The sequence below is a fragment of the Marinobacter nauticus ATCC 49840 genome, assembly GCF_000284615.1.
In the GTDB taxonomy this organism is placed as follows: domain Bacteria; phylum Pseudomonadota; class Gammaproteobacteria; order Pseudomonadales; family Oleiphilaceae; genus Marinobacter; species Marinobacter nauticus.
Genome location: NC_017067.1, coordinates 3,449,424 through 3,462,109, shown reverse-complemented (window position 1 = coordinate 3,462,109; position 12,686 = coordinate 3,449,424). Strand labels below are relative to the sequence as shown.

Genomic DNA, 12,686 nt, shown 5'->3' with positions numbered 1-12,686 from the left:
GCGACAGAATCAGAAACCGGCAAACCGTTTGCCGCATGAACAACGCTATAAGGGACCGAATGCTGCCATTTCGAATTATCGACCGGATCAAGTTCATTGTGGAGCGCCAACTGGTCAAGGGGGCTGGTTTCCAGTTGCTGGTGGTCGGAGGCTTTATTGCGCTGATATCGCTGATTGGTGGTCTGCTGGTGGTGCTGCCCCAGGCCGGCGAGTTTGAAAGTGCCGGGCATGCCATCTGGTGGGCATTTTTGCGCCTGACCGATCCGGGTTACCTGGGAGACGATGTGGGCACCTGGCAACGTATTGTCTCTACTCTTCTGACGATAATGGGCTACGTGGTGTTCATGGGTACCCTGGTGGCCATTCTCACCCGTTGGCTGATTGCCAAGATGGAAGATCTGGAGCGTGGCCTTACTCCGGTGACATTGAAAAACCATATCGTCGTGCTGGGCTGGACCGCCCAGACGCCGCCGCTGGTAGCGGAGTTATTTGGTTCGTCCGGACGTATGGCCCGGTTTCTGGAGAAACATGACGCCCAGAAACTGCGGCTGGTTCTTTTGGCGGAAGAGGCCAGTGTCGAGCATTTGCACGAACTGATCAGGGAGCCTGGTATTGGCCGGCGAGCCCGGGAAGTGATTCTGCGGAGCGGCTCTGCCATTCAGCCGGAAGCGTTGCATCGGGTTGCCTGCCTGGATGCGGCGGCGGTGATTGTGCCCAGCCAGGTGCACGAGGGCGGCTCGCTGATAACCTCCGATGTTGAAACCGTGAAGGCGCTGTTGTCCATCGCCGCCCAGGCCAGGCACTACAACGCCCGGCTGCCCTTTGTGGTGGCTGAAATTCAGGACATGCGTAAACTGCCCGTTATCGAGCGGGCCTACCCCGGGGCCGTGGAAGTGGTGGCCGGTGATGCCACCATCAGCAGGTTGATGGTTCAGAACGTCATCCACCCGAACCTTTCCGAGGTCTACAACGAGTTGCTGACCGCTGGTGAAGGCAACGAGATTTTCGTGCGTGGGGGAGAAACCGCTGAAGGCCTGACCTTGGCAGAGCTGGCAAGCCAGCGGCCCAATGCGATTGTCCTGGGTTTGTTGCATCCAAACCCGAGCGGGGGCTGGCAGGTCAATCTGTTGGCAGATTCCGGCACGGTCATCCGCAACGAAGACCGGGTTGTGCTTCTGGCCCGGGATTACCAGCATACCGTGGCCGTGCCAAAGGCAGCGACGTTGCCGAAGCTGGAGCGAAGACAAAATCAGGCCCTGCCAGAGCCGGTTCCGGGTGTCCACCGGGTGCTGGTACTGGGCTGGAACCGCAGGGTGCCGACCATGGCGGCCGAGTTTGCCAGCTATGGCAGTCGGGTTTTTGAACTCGATCTGGTGTCGGCGATTCCGTTGGATGACCGGAATCGGGAAATGCAGCGTTACGGCGTTGACCTGTCGAAAGTAAACGGTCGCCTGCTGGAAGCTGACTACATGGTGGAAGAGGACCTTCGGCGCCTTGATCCAGCTGGATACGACACAGTGATGTTGCTCAGCAGTGATCGAGTTGGCTCCGGAGAGGAAGCCGATGCCCGTGCCATGGTGGGCTATCTCCAGTTGGAAGATGTTCTGTCGGCCGCCCCCAGGCGACCGCAGATTATTATGGAACTGAGTGACCCGGACAACCGCCATCTGTTGTACGGCCACAAGAGCGAGATGCTGATCAGCCCGATGATCCTCAGTCATGTACTGGCTCAGGTGGCCCTGCGGCGAGAACTGCGGGTGGTGCTGGATGAATTGTTCACGGAGGGTGGGGCAGAAATCCAGTTCCGGAACCCCCACGACTACCCGTTGCCGGCCAGCGCGGATTTCCAGGTGTTAGAAAAGATTGTGGCGGAGCGCGGTGAAATTGCCCTGGGCGTTTTTCGGGACGAAGCGGATGAACGCGGGCGGCATTTGCAGCTAAACCTGCCCCGGAGCCAGTATCTGGATCTCCGGGCAGAGGATCGCTTGGTGATCCTTTGTAGAACGGCCTGACAAGTCCGCGCCGGTGCATTGGCACCGGCGCGGTGGTTTCCGCTTACTCGATTTTGATCTGGTTGCTTGCCAGCAGGCTATCAATAAACTGCTCGGACGACTGCCCGTCCATGCTGACGCCACTCAGAACAATGGATTGGTTTGCGTTGTCTGTGTTGTTATCGAGAGTGCCTCCGGTATTTACGTAGATGACCGTGTCGCCGTCCTCTTCCTGGGCCATCAAATAATTGCTGATAGACGCTGCGTCTGCGTCATGAAGCAAGTCGGTAAAATTCAACTGATCGCCGTCTCCAGCTCCTGTATATCCCTGATTATCCAGTGCGAAATCGGTAATGACGTCTTGAGTCGGGTCAGCATCGGAGGCGTCCCCCAGCTCCCACTGGAAGACATCGGCACCCATGCCTCCAGTGAGTACATCGCTGCCCGTACCACCGATCAGGGTATCATTGCCGGCGCCGCCAAATAGATAATCGTTCCCATCGCCACCAGATAGCGAATCGTTGCCAGTGTAACCCCGCATAAGGTCGTCGGACGCCGCCCCCTGCAGGGTGTCATTCCCTTCTGTACCCGAAGTGGTATTGTTTGTTTGGGTAATGGTGACCGACAGGGTATCCGTAACCGATGCGGAATCATCGTTGGCGGATTCTGTTGCTGTTGCGGTAATCGTAAGCTGGACGTCACCGTTGTAATCAACCGGAGGCAGTAGTTGCAGGTTTTCCAGGTCGCCGCTGACGAGGCTCCATGATCCATCCGCGTTCAGCGTGCCCGCAGACAACGCACCTCCAGCCGGAACACCCGCAATAGTGATCAACAGGGTTTCGGATCCGTCCGGGTCTGCCAATTCAGCGTTGATGGCCAGGTCAACGGGTACACCAAAACTGCCGGCTACATTCGGGAGGGCGAAACTCGGAGCACTCAGTGTCAGAGACGAATCTTTGTTCTTATCGCCACCATTGAGGACAATCCACTGAAACTGATGATGTCCGCTTTCGGTTGCCGTGAAGCTCTGAATGCCAGTTGCACTCTGGTCCGGATATTTGTTTTCGGAGGAGTCGACCAGAATGGTTTCTCGCGCCCCTGATGGCGAGATCACCACTAGTGCAACAATGTCATTGAAGCCTCGTGATACTTCCCAGAAATCATCTTCGCCATTGATAAACGTATAGTCCCAACGAATTTCGGTGCCGGCTGAAAGCTTGTAAGTGGCTTCTGTCAGTTTGCCATCCTGGATGTTAACGGTTCCGGAATCATTGACACCCGTTCCTGAGGGATCAAACCGGTTGTTCAGGTAGTTCTGGGCGACATTCAATTCGCTCTCCAGAGCTTCCCTTGAAATGCCATCACCTGAATTGAAAGCAACGGGGTCAACAACAGTGTCTGATGAGCCTGTGGAAATTGTTGTTGCGCCAACCTGGGCGCTGACCGCATCCTGTAAGCTGAGCGTTGGTGCGCTCGCTACAGGCTTTACATCCAGAGTGACGGTTGCGGTGTCGGTGCCGCCACGGCCATCACTGGCGGTGTAAGTGAACGAGGCGTTACCGGAGTAGTGTTCATCCGGGGTGAATACTATGTTGCCGTCGCCATTAATAGAGACTGTTCCGTTGGTGGCACTCTGAACACTTTGGATCGTCAGGATGTCTCCATTGCTGTCGCTATCGTTGCCCAACAGGACGGCTGGATCAATTTCGAGGGTCTGGTTTTCGTTTACTACCAAAGCCGGATTCTCGCTACCATGGCTGGCATGCTGAGAGCCGAATATTTCGTAGGCGCCACCTTGCTCCCGGAGCTCGATACGCAACTGTGCTGCGCCACCCTGATCCCAGTAAACGATTTCCACTGAATGAGGGCCATCTCCCGTCAGTGTGAACTCGCTGCCCGTGCGGGTGTTCGCGCCCTGATTACCATTGTACTCGGCAACCGTCTGGCCATTAACCTCAATTCGATAGCCATCATCTGCACGAACTCGGAACTGGTAGGTTCCAGCCTGCAGTTCCAGATTGCCGGTGAGCTTCACGATGGCATCTGAACTGTTTTCGGGATCTGTGCTTAGCGAGCCGGCATCGTCTTTGAGGAACGACTGAACTTTACCGTTGCCACCAAGATCTCCGCTCACAGAGCCATAGTCGATATTTCTACCGATAAAGGTGGCATCGGCCTCATTGGCGGCAATGAAGGCTTTGACCTGGGCAACATTGGAGAGGTTGCCTCCGTCACTACCTTGAGCGTACGCATAGTACTCCCCGAACAGTCCTTGAACGGCTACACCACCGAAGCTATCTGCTTGTGCGTCGGGTGCAAAGTTCTTGTCCAGCAGATCGCTGTCAGAATCCGATACCGATTGACCGTTGCGATCGATCGCATTGGCGCTGACAGAAATCTGGCCGTTTTCAAAGCTGCTGATATCCAGACCATTCAGTGTATACGAACCGTCTGCTCCTACCGTCGCGGTGGTATTTACCACGTTGCCGGAGGAATCCGTAATCGTGATGCTGACCTGCTCGTTTGGAGCAACGTCCGTTGTGGTACCCGACAGATTGATCGTCTGGTTACCGTTATCGATGGTGGCAATAGACACGGTGAGATCACCGGCGGTGGCATCGAAGGTGCCGTTGGCCGAGTCACTCACAGCATTGCCGTTGCGATCCTGGGCCGTGGCTTCGACCGTCAGGTTGCCATCGACCAGGCTGGCAATATCCACGCCGGTCAGGGTGTAGGAACCGTCAGCGTCGACCGTGGCGGTGGTATTAACGACGTTGCCGGCGGAGTCGGTGATTGTCACCTCAACTTCGCTGTTCGGGGCCACGTCGGTGGTGGTACCCGACAGATCGATAGTCTGGGCACCATTATCGACGTTGCTAATGGTCACGGCGAGATCGCCGGCGGTGGCGTCGAAGCTACCGGTGACCGAGTCACTCACGTGATTGCCATTGCGATCCTGAGCCGAGGCCTCCGCGGTCAGGTCGCCGTCGACCAGGCTGGAGATGTCGACGCCGGACAGAGTGTAAGAGCCATCGGCACCGACGATGGCGGTGGCAGTGACCGTGCTACCCGCCGAGTCGGTGATGGTCACGTTAACCTGGCTGTTTGGCGCCACGTCCGTGGTCGAGCCGGACAGATCGGCGGTCTGGTTACCGTTATCGACATTGGCAATGGCCACCGTTAGATCACCGGTGGTGGCATCAAGTGAGCCTGCCGCCGAGTCGGAGACAGCGTTGCCGTTACGATCCTGAGCTGTGGCTTCGATCGTCAGGTTGCCATCGACCAGGCGGGAAATGTCCACGCCGGTCAGGGTGTAGGCACCGTCGGCGTCGACGGTGGTGGTGGCATTGACGGCATTACCGGCAGAGTCGGTGATGGTAATCGCAATTTGCCCATTTGGCGCCACGTCCGTGGTGGTGCCGGACAGGTTCACGGTCTGCGCGGTGTTGTCGACGGTGTCGACAGAGACGGTCAGATCACCGGCGGTGGCATCGAAGGTGCCGTTGGCCGAGTCACTCACAGCATTGCCGTTGCGATCCTGTGCTAACGCTTCCACGGTCAGGCTGCCATCGACCAGGCGGGAAATGTCCACACCGGTCAGGAAATAGGAGCCATTCGCACCGACGGTGGCGGTCGCGTTCACGACGTTGCCAGCGGAATCGGTGATGGTCACCTCAACCTGGCTGTTCGGGGCGACGTCCGTTGTGGTACCCGACAGATTGATCGTCTGGTTACCGTTATCGATGGTGGCAATAGACACGGTGAGATCACCGGCGGTGGCATCGAAGGTGCCGTTGGCCGAGTCACTCACAGCATTGCCGTTGCGATCCTGGGCCGTGGCTTCGACCGTCAGGTTGCCATCGACCAGGCTGGCAATATCCACGCCGGTCAGGGTGTAGGAACCGTCAGCGTCGACCGTGGCGGTGGTATTAACGACGTTGCCGGCGGAGTCGGTGATTGTCACCTCAACTTCGCTGTTCGGGGCCACGTCGGTGGTGGTACCCGACAGATCGATAGTCTGGGCACCATTATCGACGTTGCTAATGGTCACGGCGAGATCGCCGGCGGTGGCGTCGAAGCTACCGGTGACCGAGTCACTCACGTGATTGCCATTGCGATCCTGAGCCGAGGCCTCCGCGGTCAGGTCGCCGTCGACCAGGCTGGAGATGTCGACGCCGGACAGAGTGTAAGAGCCATCGGCACCGACGATGGCGGTGGCAGTGACCGTGCTACCCGCCGAGTCGGTGATGGTCACGTTAACCTGGCTGTTTGGCGCCACGTCCGTGGTCGAGCCGGACAGATCGGCGGTCTGGTTACCGTTATCGACATTGGCAATGGCCACCGTTAGATCACCGGTGGTGGCATCAAGTGAGCCTGCCGCCGAGTCGGAGACAGCGTTGCCGTTACGATCCTGAGCTGTGGCTTCGATCGTCAGGTTGCCATCGACCAGGCTGGAGATGTCCACACCGGTCAGGGTGTAGGCACCGTCGGCGCCGACGGTGGTGGTGGCATTGACGGCATTACCAGCAGAGTCGGTGATGGTAATCGCAATTTGTCCATTTGGCGCCACGTCCGTGGTGGTGCCGGACAGGTTCACGGTCTGCGCGGTGTTGTCGACGGTGTCGACAGAGACGGTCAGATCACCGGCGGTGGCATCCAGGGAACCGTTGGCGGAGTCAGTGACGGCGTTACCGTTACGATCCTGAGCTGTGGCTTCGACCGTCAGGTTGCCGTCGACCAGGCTGGAAATGTCTACGCCGGTCAGGGTGTAGGAACCATCGGCGTCGACAGTAGCGGTGGTATTAACGACGTTGCCAGCGGAATCGGTGACGGCGATGTCGACCTGTTCATTCGGGGCCACGTCGTTGGTGGTACCGGACAAGTTAACCGTTTGCGTCGCGTTATTAACGATGTCGAGAGATACCGTCAGGTCGCCGGCAGTCGCATCAAGAATGCTAGTGGTTGAGTCATTGACGGCATTGCCGTTGCGATCCTGAGCCGTGGCTTCGACCGTCAGATTGCCGTCGACCAGGCTGGAAATGTCCACGCCAGCCAGGGTGTAGGAGCCATCGGCGCCCACGGTGGCGGTGGTATTAACGACATGGCCATCGGCGTCGGTGATGGTCACATCAACCTGGCTGTTTGGTGCCACGTCCGTGGTGGTACCGGACAGGTTCACGGTTTGGGTTGTGTTGTCGATCGTGTCGACAGAGACACTCAAGGCACCGGCGGTGGCATCCAGGGAACCGTTGGCCGAGTCACTCACAGCATTGCCGTTGCGATCCTGGGCCGTGGCTTCCACGGACAAGTCGCCGTCGACCAGGCTGGAAATGTCTACGCCGGTCAGGGTGTAGGAACCATCGGCGTCGACAGTAGCGGTGGTATTAACGACGTTGCCAGCGGAATCGGTGACGGCCACGTTAACCTGGCTGTTTGGTGCCACATCCGTGGTCGAGCCGGACAGATCGATGGTCTGGTTACCGTTATCGACATTGGCAATGGCCACCGTTAGATCACCGGTGGTGGCATCGAAGGTGCCGGTTGCCGAGTCGGTGATGGCATTGCCGTTGCGATCCTGCGCGGACGCTTCCACGGTCAGGTCGCCGTCGACCAGGCTGGAGATGTCCATGCCTGTCAAGGTGTAGGCACCGTCAGCGTCGACGGTGGTGGTGGCATTGACGGCATTACCAGCAGAGTCGGTAATGGTAATCGCAACTTGCTCATTCGGCGCCACGTCAGTGGTAGTACCGGACAAGTTTACGGTCTGCGCCGTGTTATCGACGGTGTCGAGAGACACGGTCAGATCACCGGCGGTGGCATCCAGGGAACCGTTGGCGGAGTCAGTGACGGCGTTACCGTTACGATCCTGAGCTGTGGCTTCGACCGTCAGGTTGCCATCGACCAGGCTGGAGATGTCCACACCGGTCAGGGTGTAGGCACCGTCGGCGCCGACGGTGGTGGTGGCATTGACGGCATTTCCAGCAGAGTCGGTGATGGTAATCGCAATTTGTCCATTTGGCGCCACGTCCGTGGTAGTGCCGGACAGGTTCACGGTTTGCGCCGCGTTATCGACGGTGTCCAAGGTAACGGTGAGATCGCCAGCAATGGCATTTAAGCTGCCGTTGGCCGAATCACTCACGGCATTGCCATTGCGATCCTGGGCCGTGGCTTCGACGGTCAGGTTGCCGTCGACCAGGCTGGAAATGTCGACGCCAGTCAGGGTGTAGGAACCATCGGCACCCACGGTGGCGGTGGCATTGACGGCATTACCGGCAGAGTCGGTGATGGTAATCGCAACTTGCTCATTCGGCGCGACGTCCGTGGTGGTGCCGGACAGATCAATCGCCTGAGTTGTGTTGTCGATATTGGCGACGGCCACGGTGAGAGCACCGTCGGTCGCATCAAGGGCACCGTTGGCCGAATCATTCACGGCATTGCCATTGCGATCCTGAGCCGAGGCTTCCACGGTCAGGTTGCCGTCGACCAGGCTGGAGATGTCCACGCCGTTCAGGGTGTAGGAGCCGTCAGCACTGACGGTGGCGGCCGCGTTCACGATATTCCCAGCCGAATCGGTAATGGTAATTGCAACTTGCTCATTCGGCGCCACGTCCGAGGTCGTGCCGGACAGGTTCGCGGTTTGCGCCGTGTTATCGATGGTGTCCACGGAGACGGTCAGAGCACCGGCGGTGGCATCGACGCTGTCGGTAGCCGAATCGGAGACGGCATTGCCGTTGCGATCCTGGGCCGAGGCCTCCACGGTCAGGTCGCCGTCGACCAGGCTGGAGATGTCTACGCCGGTCAGGGAATAGGAGCCATCGGCGCCCACGGTGGCGGTGGTATTAACGACATTGCCAGCGGAGTCGGTGACAGTGATGCTGACTTCCTCATTCGGCGCCACGTCCTTGGTGGTGCCGGACAGGTTCGCGGTTTGCCCTGCGTTATCCACGGTGTCGAGAGAGACGGTCAGAGCACCGGCGGTGGCATCGAACGTGCCGTTGGCCGAATCATTCACAGCATTGCCATTGCGATCCTGCGCGGACGCTTCCACGGTCAGGTCGCCGTCGACCAAGCTGGAAATGTCGACGCCGGTCAGAGTGTAGGAGCCATCGGCGCCTAGAGTCGTGGTGGTGTTAACGAGATTGCCAGCGGAATCCGTGATGGTCACGTTAACCTGGCTGTTTGGCGCCACATCGGTCGTGGTGCCGGACAGATCGATAGTCTGGGCACCATTATCGACGTTGCTAATGGTCACGGCGAGATCGCCAGCAGTGGCATCAAAGCTGCCAGTAGCCGAGTCACTCACAGTATTGCCATTGCGATCCTGCGCGGAAGCGTCCACGGACAGGTTGCCGTCGACCAGACTGGAAATGTCGACGCCGGTCAGAGTGTAAGAGCCATCGGTTCCCACGGTGGTGGTGGCAGTGACGGCATTACCGGCAGAGTCGGTGATGGTAATCGCAATTTGCTCATTTGGCGCCACGTCCGTGGTAGCACCGGACAAGTTCATGGTTTGCGCTGTGGTATCGATGGTGTCGACAGAGACCGTCAGAGCACCGCCGGTCGCATCAAAGGCACCGTTGGCCGAATCATTCACGGCATTGCCATTGCGATCCTGAGCCGAGGCTTCCACGGTCAGGGCGCCATCGACCAGGCTGGCGATGTCGACGCCAGTCAGGGTGTAGGCACCATCGGCGCCGACGGTCGTGGTGGCGTTGACGACGTTGCCAGCGGAATCGGTGATGGTCACGTTAACCTGGCTGTTTGGTGCTACGTCACTGGTGGTGCCGGATACATCCGCGGTTTGCGTGGTGTTATCGACGGTGTCGACAGAGACCGTCAAAGCACCTGCGGTGGCGTCAAAGCTGTTGGTCGCCGAGTCGGTGACGGCATTGCCGTTGCGATCCTGTGCGGACGCTTCCACGGTCAGGCTGCCATCGACCAGGCTGGAAATGTCGACGCCGGTCAGAGTGTAGGAACCATCGGCACCCACGGTGGTGGTGGCAGTGACGACATTGCCGGCGGAGTCGGTGACGGTGATGCTGACCTGTTCATTCGGCGCGACGTCCGTGGTGGTGCCGGACAGGTTCACGGTTTGCGCCGTGTTGTCGATGGTGTCCACGGAGACGGTCAGAGCACCGCCGGTCGCATCAAGGGCACCGTTGGCCGAGTCAGTCAAGGCGTTGCCATTACGGCCCTGCGCCGAGGCCTCCACGGTCAGGTCGCCGTCGACCAGGCTGGAGATGTCCACGCCGGTCAGACTGTAGGAGCCATCCGCACCGACGGTGGTGATCGCGTTAACGACATTGCCAGTGGAATCCGTGATGGTCACGTTGACCTGGCTGTTTGGCGCCACATCGGCCGTGGTGCCGGACAGGTCGACGGTTTGCGCTGCGTTATCCACGGTGTCAAGAGAGACGGTCAGAGCACCGGTAGTCGCATCAAGTGAGCCTGCCGCCGAGTCGGAGACAGCGTTGCCGTTACGGTCCTGAGCCGTGGCTTCCACGGTCAAGTTGCCATCGACCAGGCTGGAGATGTCCACGCCGGTCAGACTGTAGGAACCATCGGCGCCGACAGTCGTGGTGGCAGTGACGACATTGCCGGCGGAGTCGGTGACGGTTAGGTCAACCTGGCTGTTCAGGGCCACGTCGGTGGTGGTGCCGGACAGGTTCGCGGTTTGAGCTGTGCTATCAACAGTGTCGACAGAGACGGTCAAATCACCGGCGGTGGCATCGAAGGTGCCGTTGGCCGAGTCACTCACAGCATTGCCGTTACGGTCCTGCGCGGACGCCTCCACGGTCAGGTCACCGTCGACCAGACTGGAAATGTCGACGCCGGTCAGACTGTAGGAACCATCGGCGCCGACGGTGGCGGTGGCGTTCACGATATTGCCAGCCGAATCGGTCATGGTAATCGCAACTTGCCCATTCGGCGCGACGTCCGTGGTGGTGCCGGACAGGTTCACGGTTTGCGCCGTGTTATCGATGGTGCCGACAGAGACCGTCAGATCACCGGCGGTGGCATCGAGGGCACCGTTGGCCGAGTCAGTCAAGGCGTTGCCATTACGGTCCTGAGCCGAGGCCTCCACGGTCAGGCTGCCATCGACCAGGCTGGAGATGTCGACACCGGTCAGGCTGTAGGAGCCATCCGCACCGACGGTGGCGATGGCGTTCACGATATTGCCAGCAGAGTCGGTAATGGTAATCGCAACTTGCTCATTCGGCGCAACGTCCGTGGTGGTACCAGACAGGTTCGCGGTTTGCGCCGTGTTATCCACGGTGTCAAGAGAGACAGTCAGAGCACCAGCAGTCGCGTCGAAAGAACCGCTGGCCGAGTCGGTAACGGCATTACCGTTGCGATCTTCGCCGGTAACGGTAATGGCCAGATCGCCATCCACCAGGCCTGATATATCGACGCCCGTGAGTGAGAACGAGCCGTCATCCCCCACCGTCGCTGTGGTTGTAAGGCTGTTGTTATTGCTATCGGTAACCACAATGGTCACGGCGCTGCCTGGTGCAATATCCGTGGTCGTGCCATCCAGGCCCAGGGTCTGGCTACTGTGATCCGTGATCGTTGATGTAACAGATACGCTGCCGGCGATCAGATCCAGGGAGCCTTCTGTTGTGGCAGACACCAGATTGCCATCCGATCCTTGCGCCGATACCCCGACGGTAATCGGGCCGTCGACCATATTCGGAAACTGGGAGATTACCGAAGTAAATTTGCCATCCGGCCCTGCCGTGACTGTTTGTGAAACGGAATTCCCGTTTTGATCAGTCACGGTAACGATGATGCTGTTGCCGGCCAACAGATTGCTGCTGTTGCCGTTTACGATCAGGTTATTGCTGTCGCCAGTCACTGGAGAAACGTTGTCAATGGCGATACTGCCCGGCAATGGTTGGGCCTCGGCGGTGGACCCGGTCGTAACACCACCGTCATTAATTAGGGGCGTCTCGCTATCAAGGGACTGCAGGTTCAAGCTGATATCGGCGCCATTAATATTCTCGACGATCCTTGCGAGGCGAACAGAGCTGCTGCCGCCCGCACTGCCACCGTCAATACCGGCTGCGGGAGCTTCTATATCATCAAGGCTCGAGCCCAGAGCATCTTCGATGGCGGCCAGAGCCTGTTCAACGCTGCTGTCTTCCAGTGAATTGTCGGTCGCTGCCGGGACAAAATTATTGGCTAATTCCGCGCTGGCCAGTATGGAGACACCGCTATCGACGGTTGCTTCGTTGTTATAGCCAAAGTCCAGCGTGACCCGCCCGTCATCAGCTGTAATCAGGCGCTCGCCAAGCATCAGTGCGTCGCCCGGTTGCAGCAGGCGGTGGCTCCCGTCGGGAGCTTCTGCCCAAGCGTTTCCGGTAACGTTAACAACGATCGCGATCGTGATGCTCATGGCGTTCCTCTATATTGCAAAATCGAACAAGCAAGTGAATTTAAGAAACTTCGTAGTGTCGTTTACAGTAGACTGTCTGCCAATCGTCGCCTACTGGACTCAGGTACAGGTTGGGTAGATTCCCTGTGTTTGATTGTAAACAGTTGTAAAATCCATCTTTTTTTGCGTGATTTCTGTACAATTGACGGCCGGTTTTTTCGGGCCGGGTGGGCGATAATGCGGGTAGCCTCGTAACTTGAGCGTTGGTCAGCAGTGAACAACGTGGTGCCATGATTCGTGTGATGATTTTGGAGCTTTTA

At 58.6% G+C, this 12,686-nt stretch carries 2 protein-coding genes; one reads left to right on the top strand and one right to left on the bottom strand.

Features of this window, described 5'->3' with window-relative positions:
* Window positions 1-59 precede the first annotated feature (59 nt).
* A complete protein-coding gene (locus tag MARHY_RS16020; RefSeq protein ID WP_014422747.1) occupies window positions 60-2,012 on the top strand; it encodes a CASTOR/POLLUX-related putative ion channel in 1,953 nt (650 codons plus the stop codon).
* Between the two features lie 43 nt (window positions 2,013-2,055).
* Here the strand turns inward: MARHY_RS16020 and MARHY_RS16015 are convergent, their stop codons facing one another.
* Window positions 2,056-12,387 (bottom strand): Ig-like domain-containing protein, encoded by a 10,332-nt coding sequence (locus MARHY_RS16015; protein WP_014422746.1) that lies wholly within the window; start codon window positions 12,385-12,387, stop codon window positions 2,056-2,058.
* Window positions 12,388-12,686: the final 299 nt, after the last annotated feature.